Raw genomic sequence first — 26960 nt, 5'->3', positions numbered from 1 at the left:
AGGGAAAGAAATCATGAAAAAATACCTGTTATTAATTTGTATGATGGCGCTGGTGCATGTTGCCTTTGCCTCTGATCTGCACTCCATCGCAGATCATCAGATCAACAAAGATTCTGTAATCATAGAATTCGGAAAATCCGGAAAAGTAGTCATCATCGTCGAGAACAAGGAAGATTTTGAAAAGCTGAAAATGATGAATATCAATGAAATCATCGCCTCTCTCGACCTTCAAGAAAATGAAGATACCGGTGAGTTGACCATCGTAGAAATCAAAAAGAAAGACGGCAGCTCCAAAGAAATCGTCCGCGTGAGAGAAAATGGCGGAGAAACCGAAGTCAACATCGGCAAGATGCGTGTCTATGTGGACGAAAATGGGGAAAATACCCGAGTGAAAATCGAAAGCGGTGAAAAGAAAGATAAAGACCCGGTTTTTAGAACCTATTTCAACACAGACATCGGAATCTCCAATTACCTCACCCCTAGCGGCAGTTTTCCCACCTCCGAAAACCCTTATGCAGTCAAAGGCTGGGGCAGCTGGAATATCGGTCTCAACTGGATGGCTTCCCAACGGATTTCCAGAGGTTTTCACTGGAACTTTGGATTGGGCTTCCAATGGTACAATTTCAAATTTGAAAACCGCGACTATCAAGCTACCCGCGGATTGGGAGGAATCGACTTCGCACAGCGAACCGACGTGAATGGATTCAAAAGTAAAATCTCCGCCTCCTACATCACTGCCATGACTTTACTGGAATTGGATTTTGGAAAAATGAAAGATAACGGTCGACGAGGTTTCCGAATCGCTGCAGGACCTTATGCAGGATACAGACTTGGGGGTCAATCCAAGTATGTCTATCGAGAGTACGAAGGCTCAGGTCGCAAAAAAGATAAGCAAAACACCGGCCTCTACCTCAATAATTTCCGATATGGTGTCAGAGGTGAAGTAGGTGTCGGGCGGGTGACCTTCTTTACCACCTATGATTTGAATGAACTCTTCCAAGAGGTGAAAGGTCCGGAACTTCACCCCATCACCTTCGGAATAGTATTTTAAAACCTAGGGAGGACTCCCTCCTCCCCATTCCCTAAAAGAAACTAAACCAACTAATTTGTTTATTATGAAAAATTTTTCATCCCTATTATTATTGATTGCTTTGACTAGCCAATTCGCTTTGGCACAAGAAAAAACAGTCGTAAAAACTAAGGAATCCCGGTTTTTGGGACTCAATTGGTACATGGAAAAATATGACGATGGAACCAAATCCTATGCTTTTTCCACACCTGACGAACCCAAACCGGAATTTTCCCGAAAATCCACCAAATTTCAAAGTGGAATGGAAACCGATCTAGGAATCAACATCTGGGCGCCAACTGACAATATTCCTCAAGTGAAGCCTTGGGGAAGTTGGAATGTGGGACTAAACTATGTGGGGAATTATCGTGCAAGCAAAAACTTTCATTTGAAAACCGGAATTGGCGTCTCCTGGTATAATTTTAAGTTGGAAGACCGAAAGCTATTTATCGATCGCACAGCTGACGGATTGGTTTTCAATGAGTTCACTGAAGGAGTCGGTACCAAATCCAAACTCTCGGCCTCTTTTGCTAATTTAACTTTGGTGCCCACGGTATTGACTAACAACGGCAAAGTCAGAATCGGTGTCGGTGGATTTGCGGGACTTCGAATCGGTGGACGAGGAAAATTTGTTTATGATGATTTGGATGGGAACAAAGAAAAAATCTTCACCAAATCAAACATGTACGTCAGCAATCTCCGCTACGGCCCCCGCGCGGAAATCGGAATTGGTGACGTGGATCTTTATTTCAATTATGACGCTAATTCACTTTTCGAGACCGGGAAAGGTCCCGATGTGAATGCCTTTAGCTTTGGTTTAATCTTTAAATAATCCATCCCATGAAACACCTTCTAAAATTCTCATCTCTTCTAGGACTATTTCTCCTACTGGGGACTATCAGTCAAGCCCAAGAAGTCCTTGTCGATGTGGACAAGGATTACCCAGGAATTAAAACGATCGAAGTATCAGGAGGCTGGCTGGATGTTAGCTACGTCGGTGGATCAGATGTCGTGCATGTAGAGGCATTTCTTCAGTCAAATGATGATCGACAGGATATCGTGTTTGTGACCCTCGGGGATGTCCTAAAGATCTCTTACAAGCGAGAATCCGGAAACTACTCTTGGAACAACCGAAGTAAGGGATTCATCAACATCACCGGACCCGAAAATATCAATATCCAAATAAAAAACAGCTCTGGAAATCTCGAGGTGCAAAACGTATCTCAAGATCTGACCAAGCTCAGCGTCACTTCAGGAAGGATCTCTGCACAAAACCTCCAGGGGGATTTAGATTTGAGAGCCACTTCTGGATCTATTCAAGTCGATGGAGTCAGCGGAAGTGTCGCCGCTTACATGACTTCTGGTAATGCGGACATCAGTGATGTAGATGGTAGTCTCACCTATGAATCTACCAGTGGTTCGCTGACCGCAGAAACTATCAAAGGAGCCGTTGAGGTAGAATTGACCTCTGGTAATGCAAGGCTTACGGATGTAGGAGAGCTCGGACGTCTTCGCTTCACTTCTGGTAATGTCCGGGCAGAAAATGCCGGCTTAGGGGCCAATACTTCTTTCAGTGGATCTTCTGGAAACTTCCGGGTAAAAACCACTTCCAATCTCAAGGATTTTAATTTTGATCTAAGAGCCTCTTCGGGAAATCTAACAGTGGGAAATATCTCCACCGGAAAAACCCTAGAAATCAACAACAATTCCTCAAATTCCATCAAAGGAAACATCACTTCCGGATCCATTGTGATTGAGAATTAAGGCTGATTTTCCCAAATAGAAAAGCCCCGAATTCAAAATGAAATCGGGGCTTTTATCATTTTATCACTCTATCAGTCCGGTCTGGAAATCAGCCGAACAAACTCCGCATCTTCTTTATTAAGCCGAAATAGCCGCTTGATTCGATCTGGAGTAGGTTTTGCCAAAGAAAAAAAAACCAAGGCTACCGCAAATAGCACCACATAAATTTCGCTTTTGAAAAACAACAAGCCAATGGCGCAAATCAGAGAGGTTAAAAAAAGGAAATAAAACCGAATTCGTGTCGAATGGATGTAAACCGAGACTTTTTCCATTAAATCCGGTGAGCCCTTTCCTGCTTTAACATCCTGATGAAACTTAACATACTGAGCCACCAGAAGACCAATGCTAAATCCCACAAGCAACCCATTAACAAAACCGGGGAGTTGGGGTAGGTTCCAGTTAAGATTTCCAGAAATAAAATACAAGTAAACCATCCCAAAAATCGGTAAAGCAAGGATCATCAGAATCAAGACCAACTGCTCCAGTTTATGGTAGGATTTTTTGAGTTCTTCGTTAGTCAAAATAGCAGGTATTATTCTATGGTAATTTGGATATCATCCGAAGCTGCCCTTGAGGAACAACACAAGATAAAACCCTCATCGATTTCATTTTTACTCAACCCCGCATCCTCATCCATTTTCACTTGGCCTTGTAAAACTCTCCCTCTACATGCCGTGCAAAGTCCACTTTGGCAGCTATAAGGCATATTCAACCCCTGCTCCAATCCCGCTTCCAAAATCGTCTTGGAAGGATCCACCGTAATCATGTGCTCTTCGCCTTCCAATATGATTTTTACATCTCGGGTCAAAAGCCCCTTAGTCACTCCAGCCTTAGCTTCGAGTTTAGCCTGCTCAGCGGCAGCCGAATAAAAACTTTCTTCATGAATCCGGGCCTCATCGACTCCCTGCTCCATCAAGACTTCTTTGGCCGTATTCATAATACCATCCGGACCGCAAAGGAAATAGATTTCCTCATACCGCTGTTCGTATTCGGCTAGACTCACCAGGCTTCGGAAGGAGTCTTTATTCAATCGCCCCTTAAATCCTTTCCAGGAATCTGAAGGTTGACTGAGGTTATGCTTCACTTTTAAGCGTTCTGGATTCGCCTTAGCGAGCATTTCCAGTTGGTTTTTGAAAATAATCTGATTTTCGTTACGACTGCAATAGATCAACGTAACGATGGAATTGGGTTCATTGACCAATACAGATTTCAATATTCCCATGATCGGAGTGATCCCGCTTCCACCTGCAACCATGATGTAATGGCGCTGATTTTTCGAATGAAAATCTACCGTAAAATTCCCCATCGGGGGAAGTACGTTGATGGTTTTGCCGGGAAAAACTTTCTCATTGAGAAAATTGGAAAATAAGCCACCTGTCACCCGCTTGACGGAAATACCGGGAAAGGGATCCACAAACGGAGAAGTACAGAGACTGTAAGACCTGCGATCTTCTTTGCCCTCAAAATCCATCACCAAAGTCAAAAATTGACCCGGCTTGTAATCCATAGCTGGCTCCGGCTGCTCAAAATAAATACTCACCGTATCCGGCGTTTCTCTGACTACCTCACGTACCTTCAGCGGGAGAAAGGATGTCTTTTTCACTTCCTCCTTTTTCTTCTTAAATAAATTGAACATTCGAAAATTGGATTCTTTTATTCAGGTGCAAAATTAAGGGCTTGGAAAGATTAATCTGCCCCAAACCCGAGAAATTCAGAAACAAAACCCAAAAAGCAGAAAGTAAGTTTGCCTTAGGAGGATTATTCTTTCGGTGAGCGGGCGAATTTGCAGGCTTTGCCCTAAATTGCAGCCTGAATTAAAAACCCCCTGAGCCAATAGGCACTAACTAGATACCCATGGAATTGAATGCACTGAGTGCTATTAGCCCTGTAGATGGCCGATACGCTGCCAAAACCATCCCTTTGAGAAGCTATTTTTCCGAATTTGCCCTGATCAAATACCGGGTTCATGTGGAAGTCGAATATTTCATCGCGCTCTGCGAATTACCGCTTCCCCAACTTCAGGATTTTGATACCGATCTGTTTTCGGCCCTTCGAAATATGGTGAAAAACTTTTCTCAGGAAGATGCCGAATGGATCAAAGAAACCGAAAAAACCACCAATCACGATGTCAAAGCCGTAGAGTATTTTCTAAAGGAAAAATTTGACGAGCTGGGTCAGCAAGCCTATAAGGAGTTTATCCACTTTGGGCTGACCTCCCAAGACATCAACAATACCGCCACACCGCTGATGCTTAAAGATGGGCTGGAAAAGGTGATTTTACCTCAGCTGCATGAAGTTATTCAGAAACTCACCGCTCAGGCTGAAGCATGGAGTGAAATCCCCATGCTTGCCAAAACCCATGGACAGCCCGCTTCGCCTACTCGCTTGGGAAAGGAAATCCAAGTTTTTATAACCCGTTTGGAAAAACAATTGGAGCTTTTGGCCCAAGTTCCCTTTTCAGCAAAATTCGGCGGAGCGACAGGAAATATGAATGCCCATGTGGTAGCCTACCCCAATCAGCCATGGAATGATTTTGCCAACCATTTTGTGGAAAAATATTTGGGTTTAAGCCGCTCATTCCCGACGACTCAGATTGAGCATTACGATAATCTGGCGGCTATTTTTGATGGGCTCAAGCGGATTAATACGATTCTTTTAGATCTTTCGAAAGATGTGTGGCAATACGTCGCCATGAACTACTTCAAGCAAAAAATCAAAGCTGGAGAGATCGGTTCCTCGGCCATGCCCCACAAAGTCAATCCGATCGATTTTGAAAATGCAGAGGGAAATTTGGGAATTGCCAATGCGCTTTTGGAGCATTTGGCTGCCAAACTTCCGGTTTCCAGACTTCAACGGGACCTAACGGACAGTACGGTTTTACGGGCGATAGGTGTACCGCTTGCCCATATGTTGATTTCGTTTGAATCATTGAAAAAAGGACTGGGAAAATTAGAATTGAATCGGGTGGCGATTGATGCGGATTTGGAAGATAACTGGGCTGTGGTGGCGGAAGCCATTCAAACGATTCTCCGAAGAGAAGGATTCCCAAAACCTTACGAAGCCTTGAAAGATTTGACCCGAACCAATACCAAAATCACCGAAAAATCCATTGCCGAGTTTATTGACGGATTAGATGTGTCGGATGAAGTTAAGGCTGAATTGAAGGTCATCACGCCGTTTAATTACACGGGGATTTAATAGCCGAAAAATCAGGTGGGAAAGCTGAAAAAGTCGGCAGTTGGCGGTAGGCAAGCTTCAGCCGCTCTGTTGTCTTAAATCTCACCAATCCAGCCGCTGTAAGTGTCCCCACTTACTTCCGCCGCTGTGAGTGTCCTCACTCACAGCTTAGCTTTTCGGCAAAAATATCTCCGCCAGCATACAGCGAGCACTGCCGCCTCCGAGCTTTTCGATCGTGGGGATTTGAGGGCTGATGATGGTCGTGTATTTTTCGATTTGTTGGATTTGTCCCACATTCAAGGAATCATAGGCTGTCTGAGACATCACAGTAAATTTCTCTCCGCCATCATTACTCACCTCAAGCATATTTCCCGCAAAATTAAACTTTTGCTTGGCCGTAATCGGAATGACTTTTTTACCGCTTTGGGCAAGTGCCTCCTGCACTTGTCTTCGTTCGGCAGACTTGCGGATACTCTCCAGACAAACCACCGCCAAATCCCGACCGATATGCATCATCACATTGGTATGGTAAATAGGGGAGAATTTACCCCCGACTTCCTGCTGTGCATCAAATCCAATGATCCGATATCCCAGCAAATCAGCCACGTACTTCAAGGGAACAAGATGGGTTCGAACCGAATATCCTGCAAAAATCAATTTCTGATCATGGTCCATCACCATACTTCCTGTGCCCTCCAGGTATTGCTCGTCCTCTTCAAAAAAACTCAAGTCGATAATTTCATTCACCATAAAACCCAATGCCATCAGCTGCTCAATCAGGTCTTTTCGACGCTCCAAACGGCGGTTGGGAGAGTACATCGGGTAGAGAATAAGCCTCCCGTCCGGATGGGTACTGAACCAATTATTGGGGAAAACCGCATCTGTTTTAGCGGGCTGATTGGTATCCTCCACCACGATTACTTTTACCCCTTGATCCCGCAGCAATGCCACAAATCCATCAAATTCCCTCAGCACCAATTGCTGAATCTCATCATGTCCACGAGGATCGGTTTTTTGATAGAAGTTATTTCCTGCTGTTTCCGGGTTAAAACCGAAATTGGCTGGACGAACCATCAGGATATGTGAAGTAGTTTGCATGGGTTAATCCTTAGCTTGATATCGGTACAACACGGGGGAAATTGAAAAACGTTTTTCACTGATCGTATAAAAAAATTTTCCCTCAGGCTCAAAAGCAATGGCTTCTCCCTGTGGTTCGGGCACATACGGCAGCTGCTTCGGAGCCGCTATTAACGCTTCTATTAGCGATTGTCCTTTTTCCCGATTCCAGTGATAGATCGCAAAATAATTTTTGATCAAAATCTGACTACCATCCGATGAAATATCGGCTGCGGTGCTACTGGAAAATGAAAACTTATGGTGCTCTTCCATTTCGGTAATTCCTTCATTTCCAAAGGCCTCTTGAGAAAAAGAATATAAGGTGTTTCGTTTGTCGCGTTTTGAAACCAGATACAGCTTCCCATCCACTGGATCTACCAACAAAGACTCGGCATCCCGTGCTCCTCCGGGGTAAACCAAGGTAGCGATCTCAGGGTTTACCTCTAATTTCTCTTTCAAATTCTCCGGTTCTGGAAACCGATAAACCTTCACCTCGGAATGAACGGCCAAGTTGTCCCCAATTTCGGCTACATAGATATAGGGCATTCCGTCAGGTCCTGGACCGATTGCCATATCTTCCCAATCCCGGTTTTTTACACCTTTCAGGGTAATTTCTCCAAGCTCGTTGCCTTCCAAATCCAAAAAATAAACAATGGGTTCTCCCCCACTATCCGTATGCGTGTACCAAACATTGGAATGCTTTCTTGAAATTGCCATTCCACTCATTTCCTCCAACTCGGGATTGGAGATCGTTTTGACGGACTTCCCTTCAGTAAAAATGGAATCCACCTTAGGCTGATTTTGTCCCCAAGAAGCAGCGTTAAAAAGAAGAAGAACCAAAATGGAAAAGATAAACCTCATAATTTTTATTTTAGGCTAAATTTAGCCAATTGCCCTACAAAGGAGCAATATTTTGATGGATAAGCCTAAAATTCGAAGAAATGGATAGCCTGTTAAAAAAAATGAATTTTAAAGAAGGAATGAAAATCAAAATCTGGAATCTCCCCGAAGAGCTTCATCACCTAAGGAGCGACTGGAACAAATCCGGACATTTGGCCAAGGAGTCTGAAAAAGCAGATTTTTTGCTGGCCTTTGTACAGTCGGAAGATGAAATCAAGGATATTTTCCCACAACTCGAAAAAACCTGTAAATCGGATGAATTGCTTTGGATGGCCTATCCAAAAGGGAGCTCAAAGAAATATAAGGTTTCCATCAATCGGGATTCGGGTTGGGGAATCGCCGGAAAATACGATTTTGAAGTGGTCAGGCAGATTGCCATCAATGAAGACTGGTCTGCTCTTCGCTTTCGCAGCATCAAATTTATCAAGACGCTTTCGCGAAAATTCAGTACCAAGGATCAATAAAATCGCTTTGGTGACTAAAGTTCCCAAAACAAAAGTGGCATTCAGTTTCTTTACAGTTAGTAAGCCACTTGCATGTTGATTCACCGATTCTTTAAAAGCCAAATCAAGATTTTTGACTACCTCGATGAGCAGTGGGAAAGTCCCCATGTCAATAAACTCATCAGTAATATTGTTGTGATGTTTTTTGCTTTTGGCCTTTTGGTGGGATTGATGAATTATTTGGAGATTCAAACGCCCCTGAGTTCGGTATCGCCTTTTTTCTCAATCGAGCTGGCATTTAATGTTCTTTTGATCTTTGAGATCTTGGGCTTGATATTTTTGATCCCTCGGTCAGTGGCGGATTCGGTGGGAAAACAGTTTGAAATCATTTCTTTGATTCTTCTCCGGGATGCATTTAAGGAATTTGGACATTATTTAGGCGATTTGAAATGGGAGATTGACTTTATGTGGGAGTTGGCTCCGATCGTTTCGGATGCTTTTGGGGCAATTTTAATATTTCTGATCACGGGAGTTTTTTATCGAAATCAACGCCATGTCCAGATTACCGGAAACTATGAGGAGCAAAGTGGCTTTATCAGTATCAAAAAGCTGATATCCATCTATTTAGCCTTAAGTTTTTTAGCCATCGGTGTCTATGATTTGATCACCTCTTACCAAGATCAGCACATCAATACCAGCTTGGAATTATTCTATACCCTGTTGATTTTCGCCGATGTGTTTATTTTGTTGTTTTCCTTGCGATACAGTTCCAAATACCTGAATCTGTTCCGTTATTCCTCCTTTGCTTTGGCTACGATTTTTTTGAGACTCACCCTTTCCGCCCCGGCATATTTCAATGTGATTTTGGCGATTATAGCCGGATTGATGACCCTGGGAGTCACCTATATTTACAATGGGATGCTCAAAAAATCCGTTCAGAGTACCTGAGGGAAAAAATAAGTCTCTGAAAGTGAAACCTAAACTGGGATAAGCAGGAATAATTCGCTTTTTTTTACATCTAGGTTTGGAAAAAATCGCTTAGCCTTCTACATTTGCATCACGTTATCGGAAAGCGGTACCGGAATAATAAATTCCTCCTTAGCTCAGTTGGTTAGAGCACATGACTGTTAATCATGGGGTCCTTGGTTCGAGCCCAAGAGGGGGAGCTGAAGCCACTCAGAAATGAGTGGCTTTTTTTGATTTTTATATTCTCGTGAAAAATGATTGTAATAACAATCTAAATCTTTATTTTCCTTGAGCAATTAGAATTCTTGGAGACCACTACTTACAATATCGCCCGAATTCAACATCTCATTTCCCAATACAGATTGGGGAAAGAAGAGTTTTTGGAACTTGTCAGTGAAGGATTAAAAAACAAGCTTCAATGGGAGGATATTTTCCAAGCGGAAATTCAGATCAATCACCTGAAAAGAATCGATAAAATTTTTAGTAAAGGACTGTCGTATTATCTAGATCCTGCTGCACCAATACAATCCAAAGAATCCAGTATTTTTTTTAGAAAAGAAAAATTTGGAACAGACTTAAATTTAGCCACCAAGAAGATTGTCAACCAATTTGAGGAATTGAAGCTTTCTATTTCGGGACTTGCCAAGCTTTCAGATTTAAAAATAGAGAGATCCATACCGATTTATAATACAAATCAAGAAGCTAAAAATGTGGCTGAGGAAGTTCGCCTAGCCCTCCTTCCCAAGTATAAAAAGGATCAAAAGAAATTCTTGGAAGCAATGATCAATAAATTTGCCGCCTCCAACATTCTGGTTTTTGAATTTGTAGAGAGTCCTAACTTGAAGCAAAAAGTCAATATTGACGGCTTCTACCTTCAGCCAAACGTCATCGTACTTAGAAGAAACCAAGATTATTTCAAGCGGGAAATTTTTACGCTGGCACATGAACTGGGACACTACCTACTCAATCAGGAGGAAGTCGAGTCTATGAATTACGATCAATTGGCTGCAGGATCTATTTCCCAAATTGAGACTTGGTGCAATACCTTCGCCTTTGCCTTTCTGGCTGGTGAAAAGCTGAATGAACTGGATCAACTACCAGAAATTGGAAAGACCAATGACTACTCTTTCGAGGTGATAAAAGCAATCTCCGATGCTACCCACCTCAGCTTTACCGCCATTCTTACCTATCTCGTCCAGAAAGGAAAAATGAGCGGAGCGATCTATGGTCAAATGAGAAAAGAGCAAGAGGATACCATTCAGGCAAAGAAGGATCTGGAAAAAAAGAAAAGAGAACTGGAAAAGGAAATGGGTAAGCCAAGCATGGGAGCCCAAGCCAAACCCATCCAATCCCCTTTGTTCGTTTCTGCCATTCAGACCGCATTTTTTGATGGAGTGATCAATGAATACGAACTCTGCAAAACACTTCACCTCAAACCCGAGCAACTCGAAAAATACCTGAGATGAGGGCATTGATCGATACCAGTTCTTTGTTGAATTTGGTTAAATCACTATTGGGTTAATCAGCAGTTACATTAAAATCCTTCCATTGGTTGTCTTCAACAGAGAATTGTTGCCAGAGATTATAATTATATATCTTGCTTCCATCCAAAGAAGAGTAGTCAAGTGAAATTATTCTTTTTAGTTGATTCTCTTTCCCCTGGCTTTTTGAGAATATTTTTTGAAAGTCTGCTTGCCCTATAGTAAAACTCCATTCTGAACCAGAATCAGGAAACCTCACAAAGTTTTTTTCATTAAAAGAAAATAGTGTCTGATTTTCTAATTCAATCCTAATTCTGAATTCAACAATCTTACTTGGAGCATTCGAAACTCTAAAACCAACGCGTTCGGGAGAGGGTATCAAGATCCCAGTTCTTTGATCGATGTACCCGTAAGATAAAGCCCAAACAAATGGTCTGGTACTTTTTATATAATCTCTTCTATTCCAATAAAGTGAAATTAAGGAAGTAATTAGTGCAATAAGCGCAATGATTGTAGGTGCCCATTCCTCATACCAGGGAGTAACTGGAAAATTTTCAACGAATACCTTTAATTGATCTTTCATGAATCGGTATGAGGTTAAATAATCAAGCTATTGAAAACTTTCATAAAAAATAAACTATCATCTCCCTTCCTTAACTCTTTTCCTCTGCCTTATCTCTCAATAATTGACTAATATCGATCGGTGGCAATAAATACCCACCCATAGGACCAAGGTTGGTGATTTGATACATGATGTTTCTGATGTTATTGATCATCATGTTCAGGGTAGTAAACTGGCTAAGATTATTTCTCAACCCTTCATCCACATTTTCAGGATCTTGAATTCGGAATGTTCCTCCTCCTTCAACCATTAATTTATATCCAGGCAAAGGCTTCTTCTTGGCAAAATTCACTTCTACTTTGGTGAACAGCTGGATTTCACCTTCTACCTCTGTTTTGCCTATCCCAAAATCAATATCCACCGGATAAGACTGAAAAAGATTCGGCACATTTACCTCGTCCTCTTCAGGAACTATAAATTCATAGTGGGACTCCAAAAGCTTGAAATCCAATAATTGTAAGGGAGAAAATTTTGCTTTCATCCTGCCATAGCGTATTCATCCTCTCCGGCTTGGCTGACTGCCATGACGAGTTGAGGATTGGTGACTTGTTCTTTTAATTTTAAATATTCTTGAGTCTTGGACCATCGCTTATGGTAGGCAATTAGCTCTTCCTGTACTTTCTCTTGGAGAAGTTCCTCGGTCATGACTTTAAATTCCAAACCTAACTCCATTGACATTTTTGCCAGAGTATTCCAATTGGGTTTTCGATCTCCACGAAACAGCTGAGTGATAAAGGCAGCCGAGGTACCTATTTTTTCAGCCAATTGCTTTTTGGAAATTCTTTCCATTTCCATCTTGCGATCTACCAAGCCCAAAAACTGCAAAGCCAATACATCTGCCAATGAGGCGACGCGGTCTTCATAGGAACTCTCATTAAATAGGTCTTCCCATTCTTTTTTGATAGAATCTGTCATGGTTTGGGTTTTAAGTCGTACTCGTACTTGGATACTCTTCTGATAATTGCTTTTTCCGTAGATGTCAGCTTTTGGGATTTCTTCTTTTCCAGCAGTTCTATCCCAATAATGACAAATCGCTCCGTGTCGCCATCTGCAAATTGCTGGCAATAGATTCTGGGATTTTTCTTCCCTTTAAACAGTTTAATAGCGGTAACCTTTTCACAGCCTTTTTCAAAATCCTCCTTGTCATACAAATCCCTAGGAGCTTGGTGGTCTAAAATCATTTCTACGGCTGTTCTAAACTTCTTCAAGTTTGCTGGATCTGATTTCAAAAAAGCCATGATTTCCCCAGAGTTTTCCTCATCCAGGTAAAGGGCCTTTTTTCCATCTTTTGAAACTTGTACCAGTTCAGCCTTTCTTTTCATGCCAAAATTAAGCAATAGGTTAATTTAATCAAGCCATTCATCAAAAAATCTACTTCGGGCCATACTCCTCCCTTTCCCTCTCCGCCACCATCCCCAATTCCTCTTCCAGCCGTTCTTCCGCTTCAGCGACACTTACCTGCCCATTCATCAGCATCGGCAATAGCCAGTCTCGAAGCGAAGAGAGTTGTTGGTTTTCTAAAGTGTTGTTGAGGATTTTATCTATAGAGGATTCTAAGACTTTTGTAAAATCGTTAAGAAGGTCTCTTGGTGGTTTTAAGACTTTTATTGTAGAAAAATCCCCCTTATTCATATTTGCAAAAGTATTCCCCGTTTTAGCTTTAGCAAATTGAAAGTAATTGGTCAAATAGAAGTACAGATAATATCTGTTTTCAGGGTTATTACATATTATGGAATTTAACTGTTGGTTGGTTTGAGAATCTTTTGTGGCAAAACCAACCAGACCTGGGCTAGCAATACATGTGACGCAAATAGCTCCTTTAGGAATGAACTTATTCCTTTGTGTGTTAGCTCCGGCTTCTGAAAGCGTAATCTCCGTTTTGACTATATGCATATTCCCTCTTACATCACCAATACAAATAAATGGAATGTCACCATTATAGTATTCTTCATTTGTAGTAGGAGGTGTCTTTCCTGTTATAATATTATCCTCAATTTTTTCTAGATCCAATACTTCCCACCCCTCCGGAATCTCTCGTTTCAACTCCTCATTCCAGACCATTTTTCCGCCGGAGCTTTTATACCCTTCGACTTCGCTCAGGGTGACATCGGGATTGCTCTGAGTGGATCCCGATGCCTGAGCGGAGTCGAAGCCAACGGGAAAATCAAACTGCACAAACCAATACTCATACACCAACTTCGCCATCGCCTCCAGTTCCGCATTGATGCGGTTGTTGAGCTCGATCTTGGCATCCAAGTCGGATAGGACTTTAGCGATTTTTTGTTGGACTTGGATTGATTTTGGAAAAGTTACTTTTATGTTTCTGAGATTATCATTGTAAATTCTGTTTATAGTACTCCCGTTTGTTGTTTCCCATGGATTCGTTTTGTAGAAGTAATAGAGATATTCGTTAATTAATTTTTTCTCATCATTTTCTATCCACACTATATTTGAATCTTGGAAATAAGAGGGTTTACCATCAAAAATTACAATTTTCCCCAAAGTCCCCGCTGCTGAGATTAAAATATCTCCTTTTTGGGGGTAAGAATATTTATTTACATATTCCTCAAAAAGTTCTTTGGATATGTAGGTATCTGGTTTATCCCCAAACGTTGAAATTTTGAAGAATGGGATTTCCTCAGATTCAGAAGTCTGCTCTTTAAGCACTCTTTTGCACATCCTAACACTGCCAATTTGACCTAGCCTAAGAGTTGATAATTCTTTATTCATTAGAATTAGAGCTTTTTTTCTTTTTAGTTTTAGCAATCAACTTATCAAAATCCGACTGATAGGTTTGGTCTTGGATGACCCGAAACTTGTCAAATTCTCCCTCGGCTTTGAGCTTGGCTTCCAGCATGCTGATTTTCCCCTTGTCCCGCAGGATAGGATAGCTGGAAAGCTCCAGAAAGCTGTCCAGAAACTTGGCCCACTGCTGCATGGAGAAGGCCCTTCCCCGTTGGGCATTGTTTTCTGCCAAGTCCAAGTAGGCAGACACGATCCGGTTCAGTTCCTGAATATGCTGATGGGCGAGGTAGTTTTTGGCGATCGACACATCGCTTTTTAGGATTTTGCCATCAGGAGCATCTTTCCAGGTTTTCAAGCCCATGTAGAGTTTGGAGGCATCCGCCTCGGTATAGATGATCTCGGCTGCGGTTTTTCCGGTGATCGCCCAGTGAAGCTTGTTTTGGACCATGCCGAAGAATTCCTTGGTTTGTGAACTCTGCGGGTCATAGTCGGTACTCAGCGCATAGAGGTCGGTGATCTTTTGATAAAATCGGCGTTCACTCGCCCGAATCTCCCGGATACGCTCTAGGAGTTCGTCAAAATAATCCTGCCCAAAGTGCTTACCCTGCTTCATCCGCTCATCATCCATCACAAAGCCCTTGATGATAAACTCATTGAGTGTTTGGGTAGCCCACTTTCGGAAGTCCGTTGCTTGCATGGAGTTGACCCGATAGCCTACGGCCAGAATGGCTTCGAGTCGGTAGAAGTTGGTGGAGTAGGTTTTTCCGTCTTCGGCAGTATGTGCAATTTTTGCACATACTGAGTCCTTATCCATTTCTTCGCTTTTGAAGATGTTAGCCAAATGTTTGGTGATCACGGATCTTTCCACATCAAACAGTTCTGCCATGGTCTTTTGCGTCAGCCAGAAGGTCCCGTTTAGAAAATAGACGGAGACATTGACGGATTGGTCGGCATTTTGGAAAAGTAAAATATCTCTAGGTTTCATGGTGGCCCGATCAATTCATTTGCAATTTTTTCAAACTCCCCAAGATCTCGCTATCCAAAGCCTTTCCCTCTGCAAACATCCCGACCAAGCGCTCTTCGAAGCCGTTTAATTTTGCCTGAAACTCCTCCGCAGTAATATCCACATACTCGATCTTCACTTCGAAGTATTGCCCGGCGCTGAAGCTGTAGTTTTTCTCGGCAATCTGGGCTTTGCTGACTACCACGGAAAGGTCCTCGACGGCTTCTTTGGCATTGAATACCTCGATGATCTGTCGCTCCTCCTCCCGGGAAAGGACGGTACGTTGGTTTTTCCCTTCCTTTACGGTCTGTCCAAGTTTGGAGGCATCCATCAGCACGATATGGGCTGAGTCGGCCATCTTGTCGAGGAAAAGCACGGAGACGTTGGTGCCCGTACTGGCGAAGATATTGCTCGGCATACTCACCACACCCCGCAGCCAGCCCTGCTTGACCAGCTTCTCCCGGATCTTTTTCTCGATCCCACTCTGAGCCGTAATAAAGCCTGTCGGCACTACAATAGCAGCTTTTCCACTCTCACTCAGGCTGTGCATGATGTGTTGGATAAAGAGCAGATAGATCGCCATGGATTCTTTCTTGGCCTTGGGCACCTTGGGAATCCCTGCATAGAATCTATCCTTGAAGGCATCCTTTTCCAAATCATCCCGGAAATCGGAGAAATCCAGCTTAAAGGGCGGATTGGACACGATATAGTCAAACTTCTGATTCAGATAGTAAGGTTGCGCGATGGTATTGGTCTTGATGATATTGGGAATGCTGTGCGTCAACCCATTAAGTACCAAGTTGAGTCGCAGCATGGTGCTGGACTTTTGGGAAATATCCTCGGAATAGATGCTGCAATTCTGCTCGCCGATCTGATGGGCCAGGCTCATCAGCAAGGTGCCCGAACCCGCACTCGGATCGTAGCAGCGCACGCCTTTGACCGGTTCGGTAACCATGATCGCCGCCATGATGCGTGCCACGGCGTGGGGCGTGTAGTATTCGGCGTATTTGCCTCCGCTGTCGCTGTTGTAGTCCTTGATCAGGTATTCGAAAATAGTCGCGAAGAAGTCGTATTTCTCCTCAAACATCTCTTCAAAGCTGAACTCAAAGAGCTTGTTTACCAAAGCACGGCAAAAGGCATCGCGTTGGGAAGAGTCTGAGATATATTGACTCAATTCATCAAATAATTTATCCTTGGCCCCTGTAAAGGACTTAATCGAGAAGATATCCGCATTTTTCACTGAGATATCGCGAAGCGTATCATCAAATGTTTTAGCAAAATCTTCTTTATTCTGGTTGTTGTAAAGGTGTGAAATCAGCTGGTGGGACTGTAATCTCGGAATATTGGCATCCAGAGAGTTGACCAAAAACAAGTAATCATCCTCTGGCATATCTTGCAAAGCCTTGGAAAAATTTTCCACTAGTGCGAGCTCCGGTTTCGCTTTTTTGACCTCATAGCGAAACTTATCATTCAGAAATTTATAAAGGAATACCTGAGTAATAATCTTAAACTCATTCCCATCATTGCCGAGTCCATAATTGGCGCAGACACTTTTCAGGTTGTCAATGAGTTCCTTTGTTTTGGTAATGAAATTTAAATCTTGCGTCATCTTAGGGATGAAGAATTGTATTGTGAAATATATTCATTGACGATGAGCTGATTGATTCCTTGAGTAGTAGTGAAATCAATGTTCATCCTTTGTTCATTTCTAAACTCTTTAATTACGAGCTGCATCATGTAGCGCTTGAAGAATTCCTCGTTTCCCATGATATCCTTGCTGTTTTGGATAGATTCATCGGCTTGAGACTTGACTTTCAACAAAGCAGCTTGTAATTGCAGCTGTTTTTGGGAAAGTTTACTTTCTTCCATCAATCGTTTATGAACTCTAGCAAACTTCTCATCCTGACCGTACTTCGCCTTGATATTGTTGTTTTTGCGATTGAGTTCTTTTGCTTTTTCGTGGATTTTTCGAAGCAATGGCATATTTTCAGCCAAATCTTCCTGACTGACTTCACTCAGATTTTTCTTTTTGAAAATTCGCTCCAGCTCTTCCCGCAAACTTACAAAAGCCGGGTCCTGCTGGTCAAAATTATCCCGTAAACTTTCTCTGGTTTTTCTAAGCATATCCTTAAATTCATCGGCAAGAACCAATTCACTTTCGGATACCTTGATAAACTGAAACACAATATCTTCCAAAGCAGTATTGATAATATTGATAGTTTCATCTTCATTGCCCAGACTTTCCACATAATTGATATTATCCAGGCGATTTTGAGCCTCAATCAAGAGTCTATTCCAAACTTCAAAATCTGCTTCTCCATCCAAAGCTTCATAGCCATTGATCGCAATCAAGTTTTTCAGCTCTTTAGCCATTCTCAGGGCTTTGACCAATCGGATCAACAATCCTTTATCCGTGACTTGCGCAATCTGCTGGGAGAAAATCTCCCTGTTTTCCGAATCAAACTGAAAAAGGACTTCTTTTATTTCTTGAATTTCCTGCTGAATCTCTTCTGGGGATTTGAAGAGATCGGAGTAAAGCTCCATTTCATCTCCCAGCTGCGCCTGAAGTTCGTCGAAGTAAAGTTTATTGGTTCGGTTAAAGGCTTTAGAAATATCCGCAAAATCGACCACATAGCCATATTTATACTTTTTATAAGGACGATTCACCCGGGTAAGCGTTTGAAGGAGATTATGATCCTGAATCACGCGAGCCAGATAAAGCTTTTTCAGTCGCTTAGCATCAAAGCCCGTCAGGAGCATATTGTAAACAAAAAGGAGATCAATATTTCCCTTTTTGTACACCTTAACCAAGTCTTTTCGGATTCCTTTATCATTTTCATCGTGCAGAATCAAGGCAGCCTTCAGTCTCGGAGTGTCGTGGGTGGCATACTTTTCCTTAGGCTCGGCAGCCAACAAGACTCCTGCATCCGTTTCCTGCTTTCCATACTTAGTTTCAAAAAGGCGAAACAGTTCTTTTGCTTGTTGAGAGGAATCGCAAACCACCATTCCGCCCAAGGAGGCATCTTGGTGATCCCTTCTGAATTGAATCAAATCCTCCAGTATATATTCTAATAGCGGTTCTGCGAATTTAGGATGAGCATAGATTTTAGCTTTAGAGATTTCCCCATGTTGGATTTTGATCGCATCCATCAGCTCCTTCATCTCCATTTTGAACTTTCCCTCAATCTCCTCCCGAATCAGCCGGAGCGTATAGCCATCAGCAATGGACATGTTGTAATAGTACTTGTGGATGTAATTTCCAAATAGTGTTTTGGAGTCATAATCTCCAGCTACTTCCCGCAGCAGAGGGGTTCCCGTCAGGGCTATTTTAACTGCTTTACGATCTGAATTGATCAAATTTGCCAGGTAATTGCCCTTTGGATTATAGCTTCTATGAGCTTCATCTAGGAAAAAAATTCGCTGAATATTAATGTCATAATCCAGTGTGGCAAGTACAGTGGCATCTTGACTGAATTTTTGAATATTGACCACTGTGATTTCCGGGAGCCCGGAATCATTGTGAATAGCTCCCACCGCCTTTAAGTCCTCCACAAACTCCTGACGAGAATTGACCTGATTTACTTTCAGCCCCCTATTGCTAAACTCTGTAGATGCCTGAATCAGCAAATCCAACCGATCGACCACAAAGTAAAACTTGGGGACAATCTGTTGTTTTTGATAGAAATCGGTGAGGTGTTTGACATTGAAATACGCCAAGGCGGTCTTTCCTGATCCTTGCGTATGCCAAATGATTCCCTTGGTCCTACCTTCGCTGAGTTTTTGGGCGATTGCCGTTGTCGCGAAGAGCTGGGGATAGCGCATGATATGCTTTTCCAGACCTATTTCGTCCTCTACATAAGCTAAAGCGTACTTTAGAATAAATGACAACCGCTCCCGGCTAAACAATGAGGTAAGGATTCTATGCGTAGGGGTAAATTCAGATTTATTGGTGATGAATTCCGGACTATGTTTGATGACCATCAAGTTATTGTCTTTCAGAATGGCGTTTTCTTGCTCCTCTGAAATGGTCTTCAATCCTTGTTTCACTGGATATTCAGGATCTTCTCGGAAATAATTGAAATTAAGTTCTTTGTAGGAAGAAGTGGCATAGAAGGTACCAAAAACCGGATCAACTATCCCGTCCTCATACTCCATATTGTTGGAGAAAACCATTAACTGGGTAATGTTGGCAAAGCGCCGAAAATGTTTTTTCCGGAATCGCTCATTGATTCTTTTTCGCTCTGCAATAATTCCTTCGCGGTTGTGAGGCTTTTTTACTTCGATAAAAGCCAAAGGCATTCCATTGATTAAAATTGTGATATCGGGCCGGAATTCCTCATCTCCGTTTTTACAGGTAAGCTCGGTGGTAATATGGAAAGAATTATTGGAGAAATTCTGAAAATCGATCAGTCTAACCCCAGAATTAGAGGTCAAACGCTCAAAAAACTTCCTGCCCAAATCCTCAAAATCCAATTCCAAAATAATCTCCTCTAGAATTCTTTTGATTTCAGGCTCCTCGAGCTGAGGATTGATTCTCTGAATACTTTGGATAAAAATTTCTTCAAAGATATTCGTCTCTTCTTTACGATTTTGTTGATTTTGAGGAATATAGGTAAACCCCAACCTAATCAGATGTAAAATAGCCGGAATTTTTACCCTTGAATCTTCGTTAAAAGCCATGAAAAGTCTTAAAAGTTTTTTTCAATATGCTTAATTAAAAGCAGATATTCAATGGAATTCATGTAAGCAAATAAAATTAAACATAATTCAAAAAGTCATGTTTTCTAGTTTTAAAATGATTTGTTTAAATCATTTTAAACCATTTTTTACTCTATTCCAGCCGATATTTTTCCGAAATAAGACACCCATTCTTCACCCAAAAACCCTCTTAAATGAGAAGTTTTCAAAGTACTCTAAAAACCTCATCCTCTGGCCCAAACCATCAAATCGCCTTCTTATCTTTTCGCTTTTTATCTTTTGATTTGGCTGGAGGCATAGGCCTTGTGCTTAATTTATCTAAATCCACAGGTTCTGGAATTCCTCCCGGAAAGCGGGAATATTTCAACAATTCATCTTTTTCCTTGGACCAATCAAAGTCATTGAATTTCAGGTCTTCAGTTCCCATAGCCGTGGACATCCCAAACAAATTTATAACACTGAAAACTAAACCATAAGCAATCGGCCCTCCGCCGTAGCCTCCAACGGTCATCATAAGCGCATTGGGAATTACCGATAAAAGACCAACCCCAAGATAATCATTCGGATCGTGGGCAATAAGCTGTCCGAATGTAATTTGATCCATCGGCACCCGAGTCAGTCCATGCTCACCCAAAACCATTACCGTATCATTTCGATTGCCTATTAGTTCCCCCAAAATATAATTTCCGTCCGCAACTAGCGTCACATATCCTCCATATCCATCCCTATCTAAATTGGACCGGTTGGGTACCGAGCCTTTGGGAGCCTGCACCAAGTTGGATGCGCAGCCGCTCAGGGCAAATATTCCTATCAAAAGAAGCTGTCTCATGGCTTGATGGGTTTTTCAACTTTTGCATATTTACTACTCCAAAAAATGGACTCCATTTCGGTTTCATTCAGCTTATAAAAAGGAGCCGTCTTTTTTAAATAAGAGGAAGGAAAAAGCATTGCTTTCTTCACCCTAGACCAGTTTTCTTCTTTTAACCACTCCTCTCTCATCCATTCGATGTAGTACCCCTCACTTTCCAAAAAATACTCTCGGCCGGCAAGGGATTCCTGAGGAAATATAATCCGATACTCATCACCGGGATAAGTGACCAGGTACTTCGTCTTATCATTTAATTTGTTTAAGGTCACAGTGTCTGAGAAATCCCCTGTCAACACCTTGTCCGGAAAGACCCGCTTGGGGATGACTTCGCCGGTGATTTGCGCCAGATTTACCATATTGATCCGCCACAGTCCTTTGGTAAATCTCAATCGAAGGTTCAATTTTTCTGAATTGAGCACAGGTAGTTTTATCAAATGCATGTCTGAGGCGATTGGCCCCGATTCAGTCAGCTGATCCACCACTTTCCACTCGCCCTCTTTATCTCGGATAGCCACTTCGATTCCCCCTAGCAATTCATACATTTTGCTAATCCTTTTTTGATATTTGGGTTTACTGGTTTCCATTTCCCCGATTAGGTAACTCGTGGAACTACCGCTAAAGGCGAGCATTTGATAAAAAAGATAGGTGGTCATCAAAGACTGCCTCTTGTCGATCACCAAGCCATTTGAACCTGGAAAATTTTCAAATTCAAAGAAAACTTCCTCTTTGGTTGCGAGATTAGATGAATCAGCTAGACTAAACCACTCGACTTCATCCCGGTAAGAAATCTTATCCAAGATCGAAGTCCCCTGATAGGTTGCGGTCCTTGGGCTCGTAATTTGATCTACTTCATAAAATTTACCGTCGGTAGCGGCAAAGACTGTGTTTTCAGGATTCTTATCACAAACCAAGAGGCTTATTGACTTTACCATATGAGTTTCGAGCGCCTCATTCTTCATCGTGATTTCAACAGGGCCTGACGAAAAAGTAACATTCAGCATATCCACATCTATTTCCTCCAAGGATCGGCTGATACTGGATGAAAATCCCTCCGCCACAAGTTTCTCTCCATCCTGATCCTTGACATAAAAAGTAGGACAAGACCCAAAACAAGATTTCGGATTGATGCTACAGGCTATAGCCAAGGGAACAGTCAGCAAGGAAGTGACGACCATGGTGGCAACTCCTGGGTTTTTTCCTTTATCATTGGTCTCCACCACGATGATGTCATCGTATGGAATTCTGAATTTCTGTAAATCAGGGTTGGTCTTTGGATTGGCAGAAGGATAATCCCCTTGACTTTTGACCATAGGCCTCCGATTTGCATCTAGGTGTGTCCCAGTTCCTTCAATAAACCGCCTAGTCTCTTCTATTTTCCAATCATTGAGTACATATAGCTCTCCATTGTTCAAGTGAATTTTCAAATACTCCCTTTTGGGATTTAGCTGCTTCGCATTCTCTACTTCCACGAGCTCTCTCGATACCTTTTGGGTAGTACATTGTGGTAGGAAACTGATCAGAAATATTAGGAGAAGAAAGTTAATCTCCCTCACTCTTACTGAAAAATATTCTTTTACAGATTGATTTTTCATGGCGATTATTATAAGTCAATGATAAATTTACTTGTAAAAAAATTTACAATTGATCCTTTATCTAAAATTTTATTAGTAAAAAATACTAGTTCTCAATTTTAAATTTGCAGCAATTAGTGTAAGGAATTCTTGCCCTGTTGCACCAATCCCAAGCAGCTTTATTTTTAATTTTTCTCTTGCTGAATGAAATGTAAATAAAACTTGACTTTTGTAAAATCTTATTTACATTTGTAAAGTAAACCATACATATAGCAGGATGGAAACCATGAAACTAGAACGAAGAAAAAGAATCATTAAGCTGGCCGTCTGGACATGGTCCTGGGTGGCTACTTTGGCAATCGCCACCTTTGGACCCCAATTTATCTGGGATGATCACATTTTCCTCACCACATTTGCCATTATTGTTAATCTGGTCAATGGAATCCTGATGATTCTCGCCAATCGGGACTTGTTTAATCACTTTGACGAATTTGAACGGAAAATCCATCTCGAAGCCATGGCACTTACCCTAGGTCTCAGTGTTGTGGCAGGGCTGACTTACTCCCTTTTGGACACCACTAATCTAATTTCGGGAGATGCAGAAATCTCTTTTGTGGTGATGTTTATCGGCATTACTTACCTCGTCAGCGTGATCGTTAACTTAAGACGATTTCAATGAAAAATCGAATTCGTGAGCTTCGCGTAGAGCGAAAATTAACGCAGGAAGAGTTGGCAGAAATCCTCGGCGTATCCCGTCAATCCATCAATGCCATCGAAAAGGAAAAGTTTGACCCGAGTTTGACCACCGCCTTCAAAATGGCCCAACTCTTCCAACTCCCCATCGAGCAGCTGTTCTTTTATCAGCCGGAGTGAAAATATCCCTCTAGTTTATTTCTGGAGGGATATTTTTTTTAAAAATAATCTAGTTCATTATTTCACCAGTTTAAACTGACCTATTACCCTCCACTTTTCAAAGCAAAACCCTATTTTTAACCCCATGAACCCCATCTCCTCACTCCTGCACCGGATGAATCAGGAATCAACAGATTGGGAAACATCCGGCGATCGCAGACATGTTTTTTTGCAATGCTATACCCTGATGAGCCAAAATATGTATTCCGCTATCGGAGCAAAACATTTTAAAGACCCCATATGGGTCAGTAAATTGCTGGTTCGATTTTCGGAATATTATTTCGATGCCTTGGATTTGTATCAAGCTGGGCATCCTGAGGTTCCTCGAGTATGGAAGCAAGCGCATGACTCTACTAAAAATCCAGAAACCCATGTGCTCCAAAATTTACTTTTGGGCATCAATGCCCACATCAACTATGATCTCCCTTTGGCACTCTATGACTGTCTGGAAAATGAGTGGCCTTCCTGCGATATCTCCAGGAAAATGCTTCGGAAAAATGACCACGAACTGGTCAATCACATCATAGACGCTTCAATCGATGAGGTGCAGGATCGGATCATCAAACCAATCGCTCCTTCTTTGGCAATTGTGGACAAAGTGCTCGGCCCCATTGATGAATGGATTCTATCAAAAATGATTTGTGAATGGCGAGGTGATGTTTGGGAAGTTTCCGAACTCCTTTTGGAGGCCGAATCTCCAGAAAAACGGAAGGAAATCATCCTTAACCAAGAATCGGAGGTCTTTGAACGAGGAGAAAATTTATTACGGATTTTCTGAATGCCCCTACTCCCTAGCCGGACTATTTGCCAGATCCAATTCTTCCTTTTTCCTTCTCAATAAATATTGAAGGGGCTGATTTTCGCCAACATCCGCCCGATCAATGTATTCATAGCCAAGGCGATCAAAAAAATTTAGTGCATCGACCATTGAATTAAACTCGACTAATCTGCCATTCTCGTCCGTCACCTGAGAATCGTTTATTCTCCCCTTTGATCTATCCTGACCAAAATCAACCTCTAGCTGGATATTCCTGTTAAAGATTTTTCCTCTTCTGGTAAGCTCAATATAGGTGGATTCGATATCTGCTAAGGCAACACCATCCACGGTTTGAGCTTTGGAAAAATGAATGGCAGAAATCATAAACGACAAAACGAAGGGCAGAATTTTTAGCATAAATAGGTTGAAAGGAAAGTGAATCAATCTAAACTACGTCAGTTTAGAGATTTAGTTTTTGAGTTTAAGACTATTCCACTGTAAAAAATCACAGGATTTAATTCTCGAACTCAATTTCAAAAAACACAGCCTTCCTAAACATCAGCTAACCAACTGATTTTCATCATATTTTTCTTTTGAAAAAGGTACTATCATCGTAGGATCAATCAAACTCAGCAAAAGTATGTCCCCATCTAACCCACTTTCCACCACCCAGACGGTCGCCTTAGTATTCCTTCGACTGTTTGTGGGATGGCATTTTCTTTATGAAGGCGTCATCAAATTTCACAGTCCTTCTTGGACCGCCAAAGGCTACCTACTCAGTGCTACTTATCTGGAATCCTTCTTTGCCTGGCTAGCCAGCGAATCCATGATTTCTATGGTCGATACGCTCAATATCACCGCACTGCTTTTGGTTGGAATAGCGCTGATTCTCGGATTCAAAACCCGCTTGGCCAGTATTGTCGGCATAGGTTTACTCCTACTTTATTATTTGGCCCACCCTCCTTTTCCAGGCTATCCGCAAGGAATCACCGAAGGAAGCTATTGGATCATCAATAAAAACCTCATCGAAGCAGCTGCGCTTCTGGTAATTTTCTTGTTTCCAACTTCCAAAATTTTCGGTTTGGAAAGACTCTTTGTGAAATCAACCGTACCCACCCAAACCCTCTAAATCATGGCAACTGACAAAAAACTATTCTCCGGATTTTCCCGCAGGGAAGTACTCAAAAGCCTCGCAGGAATCCCTATCCTTGGGACGGTTTGGGCTGCAGGTCTAAATACCGTCAACCAAGCTCAACTGGAAAAGCAATACCTTCTCGAAAAACTCAACATCAAAGCCAGTCCCCCACCCGCCTCAGGTCCGATGAGTGGCCAACCGCTCCGAGTGGGTTTGATTGGTTTTGGGATTAGAGGGGAGCAACTGATGCGAGCTTTGGGTTTTGCTACGCCGGAATGGCTCGAGGAAATGGCCAAGGCTAGCGAAAAAGACCCCAATGACACCCGTTTGGATGATTTCCAAGCCCAAGAAAATCTAAATGTAAAACTTACCGCCATCTGCGACATTTTTGATATTCGTGCGGAAAAAGCTGTCGAGGCCTTCAACCGAAACGGAAATTCCTGCAAGCGCTATAAAACACACCTGGACCTGATCAACAGTGGAGAAGTGGATGCCATCATCATCGCCACACCAGACCATTGGCATGCGCCGATGTCCATCTCAGCGATCGAAGCCGGAGTTCATGCCTATGTCGAAAAACCGATGACGCATAGCATAGCAGAAACTTATGCCCTTCGTGATGCAGTACAGCGAAATCCAAATTCTGTCTTTGCCGTCGGACATCAGCATAGACAAACATTAAGCTTCCTGACCGCACAGGATGCAATCGCAAAAAATACCCTCGGCCATGTTTCCTTGGTCGTCACCAATACCAATCGAAACGACGATAATGGTGCTTGGCAATATCCGATTCACCCGGATGCCTCTCCGGAAACCATCGACTGGAATGCCTTTTTGGGAAATGCCCCTGTGGTGGATTTCAACCAAGAGCATTTCTTTCGCTGGAGAAAGTGGTGGGCCTACGGTTCCGGTTTATCGGGGGATTTGCTCACCCATGATTATGATCGAATCAATTGTGTGCTAAACATGGGAATTCCAAAATATGTCACCGCCTCAGGTGGCGTCTATACTCATAGAGACGGGAGAAATGTTCCGGATGTCATGCAAGTCAATATGGACTTTCCAGATTTCAGCACCGGTTCCAGTCAGGAAAATGGAAAAGAAAAAGGAATGAGCTTGGTTTACAGTGCCACTTTGGGGAATCAATTTGACCGAGGCACCGTCCTCATGGGACACGATGCAAGCATGGAACTGGGAAATGTGCTCACGATCCATGCCGATCCCCGCTCTTCCCAATATAAGGAAATGATCGCCGAAGGGAAAATCGACCCAGTAGTACCCATCTACCAATACGATCCCAGTGCAGATGGTGTGGATGCGGTGACTTCGGCCACTGCCAAGTATTTTGCCAACAAAGGCTTACTCTGGACCTACCGGGATGGAAAGCGGGTGGATTCCACCTTCCTTCACCTGCGGGAATGGTTGAGTTGTATCCGAAATGGAGGTACACCAAGCTGCGGTATAGTGGAAGGTTTCGAAGAAGCCATCACTGCACATATGGCAGGGCTTTCTTACAAAATCGGCCGAAAAATCGAATGGGATCCAAGCACCGAACAAATCATCGCACTGCCAGGAGAGGATCTCGATGCGATTTTGCTGGATAACTCCGTAGTTGTTTAATCACCCATTTGCCCAGGTCATTCTATCCACTTGCGAATGGAAGACTTGGGCATTTTTGATTTGGAAGAATCCTA

27 protein-coding genes and 1 tRNA gene are annotated in these 26960 nt (G+C 42.4%); 13 read left to right on the top strand and 15 right to left on the bottom strand.

The annotated features are described in order from the left end of the window. Positions 1 to 13: 13 nt before the first annotated feature. The 3 genes from BM043_RS01630 to BM043_RS01620 all read left to right on the top strand — a co-directional run bounded on the left by BM043_RS01630 (position 14) and on the right by BM043_RS01620 (position 2833). Positions 14 to 1051, top strand: coding sequence for an outer membrane beta-barrel protein (locus BM043_RS01630; RefSeq protein ID WP_092788493.1), 1038 nt, complete (start codon positions 14 to 16; stop codon positions 1049 to 1051). 64 nt (positions 1052 to 1115) lie between these two features. Continuing rightward, positions 1116 to 1901, top strand: coding sequence for a hypothetical protein (locus tag BM043_RS01625; RefSeq protein ID WP_092788492.1), 786 nt, complete (start codon positions 1116 to 1118; stop codon positions 1899 to 1901). 8 nt (positions 1902 to 1909) lie between these two features. Further along, complete coding sequence (locus BM043_RS01620; RefSeq protein ID WP_092788491.1) at positions 1910 to 2833, top strand: DUF4097 family beta strand repeat-containing protein; 924 nt, start codon at positions 1910 to 1912, stop codon at positions 2831 to 2833. Positions 2834 to 2904: 71 nt separating this feature from the next. Here BM043_RS01620 and BM043_RS01615 read toward each other — a convergent pair whose 3' ends face one another. Further along, positions 2905 to 3393, bottom strand: a complete 489-nt coding sequence (locus BM043_RS01615; protein ID WP_092788490.1) for a hypothetical protein — start codon at positions 3391 to 3393, stop codon at positions 2905 to 2907. Between the two features lie 11 nt (positions 3394 to 3404). Beyond that, positions 3405 to 4508: a ferredoxin--NADP reductase gene (locus BM043_RS01610; RefSeq protein WP_092788489.1), complete on the bottom strand. Its 1104-nt coding sequence runs from the start codon at positions 4506 to 4508 to the stop codon at positions 3405 to 3407. A gap of 218 nt (positions 4509 to 4726) precedes the next feature. On the opposite strand from BM043_RS01610, the gene purB reads away from it, so the two are divergent. Continuing rightward, entirely contained in the window at positions 4727 to 6070 is a 1344-nt protein-coding gene (gene purB / locus BM043_RS01605; protein WP_092788488.1) for an adenylosuccinate lyase, read from the top strand. A gap of 147 nt (positions 6071 to 6217) precedes the next feature. On the opposite strand, the gene ctlX is transcribed toward purB, so the two are convergent. Beyond that, a complete protein-coding gene (gene ctlX, locus BM043_RS01600; protein WP_177188402.1) occupies positions 6218 to 7147 on the bottom strand; it encodes a citrulline utilization hydrolase CtlX in 930 nt (309 codons plus the stop codon). 3 nt (positions 7148 to 7150) lie between these two features. Further along, complete coding sequence (locus tag BM043_RS01595; protein ID WP_092788486.1) at positions 7151 to 8026, bottom strand: hypothetical protein; 876 nt, start codon at positions 8024 to 8026, stop codon at positions 7151 to 7153. Positions 8027 to 8127: 101 nt separating this feature from the next. On the opposite strand from BM043_RS01595, the gene BM043_RS01590 reads away from it, so the two are divergent. The 4 genes from BM043_RS01590 to BM043_RS01575 all read left to right on the top strand — a co-directional run bounded on the left by BM043_RS01590 (position 8128) and on the right by BM043_RS01575 (position 10940). After that, positions 8128 to 8529: a hypothetical protein gene (locus tag BM043_RS01590; RefSeq protein WP_245752885.1), complete on the top strand. Its 402-nt coding sequence runs from the start codon at positions 8128 to 8130 to the stop codon at positions 8527 to 8529. A gap of 72 nt (positions 8530 to 8601) precedes the next feature. Continuing rightward, on the top strand, positions 8602 to 9456 hold the full coding sequence (locus BM043_RS01585; protein ID WP_245752883.1) for a hypothetical protein: 855 nt from the start codon (positions 8602 to 8604) through the stop codon (positions 9454 to 9456). A 144-nt stretch (positions 9457 to 9600) separates the two neighbouring features. Beyond that, positions 9601 to 9674, top strand: a tRNA-Asn gene (locus BM043_RS01580). A gap of 105 nt (positions 9675 to 9779) precedes the next feature. After that, on the top strand, positions 9780 to 10940 hold the full coding sequence (locus BM043_RS01575; RefSeq protein WP_092788484.1) for an ImmA/IrrE family metallo-endopeptidase: 1161 nt from the start codon (positions 9780 to 9782) through the stop codon (positions 10938 to 10940). Positions 10941 to 10992: 52 nt separating this feature from the next. Here the strand turns inward: BM043_RS01575 and BM043_RS01570 are convergent, their stop codons facing one another. The 10 genes from BM043_RS01570 to BM043_RS01525 form a co-directional block, all read right to left on the bottom strand. Continuing rightward, entirely contained in the window at positions 10993 to 11538 is a 546-nt protein-coding gene (locus BM043_RS01570) for a hypothetical protein (protein ID WP_092788483.1), read from the bottom strand. A 70-nt stretch (positions 11539 to 11608) separates the two neighbouring features. Beyond that, the gene (locus tag BM043_RS01565) at positions 11609 to 12058 is read right to left on the bottom strand and encodes a preprotein translocase subunit SecB (protein WP_092788482.1); all 450 of its coding nucleotides are present in this window, start codon (positions 12056 to 12058) and stop codon (positions 11609 to 11611) included. Then, a complete protein-coding gene (locus BM043_RS01560) occupies positions 12055 to 12492 on the bottom strand; it encodes a helix-turn-helix domain-containing protein (protein WP_092788481.1) in 438 nt (145 codons plus the stop codon). Before BM043_RS01560 ends, BM043_RS01565 begins: the two co-directional genes overlap by 4 nt. Next, positions 12489 to 12899 carry a hypothetical protein gene (locus BM043_RS01555; RefSeq protein ID WP_245752881.1) on the bottom strand — a complete coding sequence of 137 codons (411 nt, stop codon included), beginning with the start codon at positions 12897 to 12899 and terminating at the stop codon, positions 12489 to 12491. Before BM043_RS01555 ends, BM043_RS01560 begins: the two co-directional genes overlap by 4 nt. 49 nt (positions 12900 to 12948) lie before the next feature. Beyond that, on the bottom strand, positions 12949 to 14307 hold the full coding sequence (locus tag BM043_RS01550) for a restriction endonuclease subunit S (protein WP_092788722.1): 1359 nt from the start codon (positions 14305 to 14307) through the stop codon (positions 12949 to 12951). After that, a complete protein-coding gene (locus BM043_RS01545; RefSeq protein ID WP_092788479.1) occupies positions 14300 to 15307 on the bottom strand; it encodes a virulence RhuM family protein in 1008 nt (335 codons plus the stop codon). The genes BM043_RS01550 and BM043_RS01545 overlap by 8 nt, the downstream gene beginning before the upstream one ends. A gap of 10 nt (positions 15308 to 15317) precedes the next feature. After that, a complete protein-coding gene (locus tag BM043_RS01540) occupies positions 15318 to 16934 on the bottom strand; it encodes an HsdM family class I SAM-dependent methyltransferase (protein WP_092788478.1) in 1617 nt (538 codons plus the stop codon). After that, positions 16931 to 20005 (bottom strand): type I restriction endonuclease subunit R, encoded by a 3075-nt coding sequence (locus BM043_RS01535; protein ID WP_092788477.1) that lies wholly within the window; start codon positions 20003 to 20005, stop codon positions 16931 to 16933. The genes BM043_RS01540 and BM043_RS01535 overlap by 4 nt, the downstream gene beginning before the upstream one ends. A gap of 262 nt (positions 20006 to 20267) precedes the next feature. Beyond that, on the bottom strand, positions 20268 to 20852 hold the full coding sequence (locus tag BM043_RS01530; RefSeq protein ID WP_092788476.1) for a hypothetical protein: 585 nt from the start codon (positions 20850 to 20852) through the stop codon (positions 20268 to 20270). Further along, positions 20849 to 22483 carry a hypothetical protein gene (locus BM043_RS01525; RefSeq protein ID WP_092788475.1) on the bottom strand — a complete coding sequence of 545 codons (1635 nt, stop codon included), beginning with the start codon at positions 22481 to 22483 and terminating at the stop codon, positions 20849 to 20851. Before BM043_RS01525 ends, BM043_RS01530 begins: the two co-directional genes overlap by 4 nt. 265 nt (positions 22484 to 22748) lie before the next feature. Between BM043_RS01525 and BM043_RS01520 the strand changes: the two genes are divergently transcribed. From BM043_RS01520 to BM043_RS01510, 3 genes are all read left to right on the top strand, one after another. Further along, positions 22749 to 23141, top strand: a complete 393-nt coding sequence (locus tag BM043_RS01520) for a hypothetical protein (protein ID WP_245752879.1) — start codon at positions 22749 to 22751, stop codon at positions 23139 to 23141. Continuing rightward, positions 23138 to 23335 carry a helix-turn-helix transcriptional regulator gene (locus BM043_RS01515; RefSeq protein WP_092788473.1) on the top strand — a complete coding sequence of 66 codons (198 nt, stop codon included), beginning with the start codon at positions 23138 to 23140 and terminating at the stop codon, positions 23333 to 23335. The genes BM043_RS01520 and BM043_RS01515 overlap by 4 nt, the downstream gene beginning before the upstream one ends. A gap of 124 nt (positions 23336 to 23459) precedes the next feature. Then, complete coding sequence (locus BM043_RS01510) at positions 23460 to 24152, top strand: DUF5995 family protein (protein ID WP_092788472.1); 693 nt, start codon at positions 23460 to 23462, stop codon at positions 24150 to 24152. A 6-nt stretch (positions 24153 to 24158) separates the two neighbouring features. On the opposite strand, the gene BM043_RS01505 is transcribed toward BM043_RS01510, so the two are convergent. Further along, complete coding sequence (locus BM043_RS01505; RefSeq protein ID WP_143071016.1) at positions 24159 to 24548, bottom strand: hypothetical protein; 390 nt, start codon at positions 24546 to 24548, stop codon at positions 24159 to 24161. 223 nt (positions 24549 to 24771) lie between these two features. Between BM043_RS01505 and BM043_RS01500 the strand changes: the two genes are divergently transcribed. Further along, positions 24772 to 25260: a DoxX family protein gene (locus BM043_RS01500; RefSeq protein WP_092788470.1), complete on the top strand. Its 489-nt coding sequence runs from the start codon at positions 24772 to 24774 to the stop codon at positions 25258 to 25260. Between the two features lie 3 nt (positions 25261 to 25263). Next, positions 25264 to 26886, top strand: coding sequence for a Gfo/Idh/MocA family protein (locus BM043_RS01495; protein WP_092788469.1), 1623 nt, complete (start codon positions 25264 to 25266; stop codon positions 26884 to 26886). The last annotated feature ends 74 nt before the right edge of the window (positions 26887 to 26960 follow it).

Source organism: Algoriphagus hitonicola (assembly GCF_900113375.1).
GTDB classification, from domain to species: domain Bacteria; phylum Bacteroidota; class Bacteroidia; order Cytophagales; family Cyclobacteriaceae; genus Algoriphagus; species Algoriphagus hitonicola.
The sequence above is the reverse complement of the archived record's forward strand: the minus strand, read 5'-3'. Positions and strand labels throughout refer to the sequence as shown.

Bases quoted from the DNA above. Each gene is read 5' to 3' on its own strand.
- BM043_RS01565 (WP_092788482.1), bottom strand. From the start codon at position 12,058: ATGAAAGCAAAATTTTCTCCCTTACAATTATTGGATTTCAAGCTTTTG.
- BM043_RS01505 (WP_143071016.1), bottom strand. From the start codon at position 24,548: ATGCTAAAAATTCTGCCCTTCGTTTTGTCGTTTATGATTTCTGCCATT.
- BM043_RS01540 (WP_092788478.1), bottom strand. From the start codon at position 16,934: ATGACGCAAGATTTAAATTTCATTACCAAAACAAAGGAACTCATTGAC.
- BM043_RS01625 (WP_092788492.1), top strand. From the start codon at position 1,116: ATGAAAAATTTTTCATCCCTATTATTATTGATTGCTTTGACTAGCCAA.
- BM043_RS01535 (WP_092788477.1), bottom strand. From the start codon at position 20,005: ATGGCTTTTAACGAAGATTCAAGGGTAAAAATTCCGGCTATTTTACAT.
- BM043_RS01510 (WP_092788472.1), top strand. From the start codon at position 23,460: ATGAACCCCATCTCCTCACTCCTGCACCGGATGAATCAGGAATCAACA.
- BM043_RS01590 (WP_245752885.1), top strand. From the start codon at position 8,128: ATGAATTTTAAAGAAGGAATGAAAATCAAAATCTGGAATCTCCCCGAA.
- BM043_RS01630 (WP_092788493.1), top strand. From the start codon at position 14: ATGAAAAAATACCTGTTATTAATTTGTATGATGGCGCTGGTGCATGTT.
- BM043_RS01620 (WP_092788491.1), top strand. From the start codon at position 1,910: ATGAAACACCTTCTAAAATTCTCATCTCTTCTAGGACTATTTCTCCTA.
- BM043_RS01555 (WP_245752881.1), bottom strand. From the start codon at position 12,899: ATGAAAAGAAAGGCTGAACTGGTACAAGTTTCAAAAGATGGAAAAAAG.
- BM043_RS01530 (WP_092788476.1), bottom strand. From the start codon at position 20,852: ATGAGACAGCTTCTTTTGATAGGAATATTTGCCCTGAGCGGCTGCGCA.
- BM043_RS01570 (WP_092788483.1), bottom strand. From the start codon at position 11,538: ATGAAAGATCAATTAAAGGTATTCGTTGAAAATTTTCCAGTTACTCCC.
- BM043_RS01610 (WP_092788489.1), bottom strand. From the start codon at position 4,508: ATGTTCAATTTATTTAAGAAGAAAAAGGAGGAAGTGAAAAAGACATCC.
- BM043_RS01515 (WP_092788473.1), top strand. From the start codon at position 23,138: ATGAAAAATCGAATTCGTGAGCTTCGCGTAGAGCGAAAATTAACGCAG.
- BM043_RS01545 (WP_092788479.1), bottom strand. From the start codon at position 15,307: ATGAAACCTAGAGATATTTTACTTTTCCAAAATGCCGACCAATCCGTC.
- BM043_RS01520 (WP_245752879.1), top strand. From the start codon at position 22,749: ATGAAACTAGAACGAAGAAAAAGAATCATTAAGCTGGCCGTCTGGACA.
- BM043_RS01500 (WP_092788470.1), top strand. From the start codon at position 24,772: ATGTCCCCATCTAACCCACTTTCCACCACCCAGACGGTCGCCTTAGTA.
- BM043_RS01550 (WP_092788722.1), bottom strand. From the start codon at position 14,307: ATGAATAAAGAATTATCAACTCTTAGGCTAGGTCAAATTGGCAGTGTT.
- purB (WP_092788488.1), top strand. From the start codon at position 4,727: ATGGAATTGAATGCACTGAGTGCTATTAGCCCTGTAGATGGCCGATAC.
- BM043_RS01495 (WP_092788469.1), top strand. From the start codon at position 25,264: ATGGCAACTGACAAAAAACTATTCTCCGGATTTTCCCGCAGGGAAGTA.
- ctlX (WP_177188402.1), bottom strand. From the start codon at position 7,147: ATGCAAACTACTTCACATATCCTGATGGTTCGTCCAGCCAATTTCGGT.
- BM043_RS01525 (WP_092788475.1), bottom strand. From the start codon at position 22,483: ATGAAAAATCAATCTGTAAAAGAATATTTTTCAGTAAGAGTGAGGGAG.
- BM043_RS01595 (WP_092788486.1), bottom strand. From the start codon at position 8,026: ATGAGGTTTATCTTTTCCATTTTGGTTCTTCTTCTTTTTAACGCTGCT.
- BM043_RS01585 (WP_245752883.1), top strand. From the start codon at position 8,602: ATGTTGATTCACCGATTCTTTAAAAGCCAAATCAAGATTTTTGACTAC.
- BM043_RS01560 (WP_092788481.1), bottom strand. From the start codon at position 12,492: ATGACAGATTCTATCAAAAAAGAATGGGAAGACCTATTTAATGAGAGT.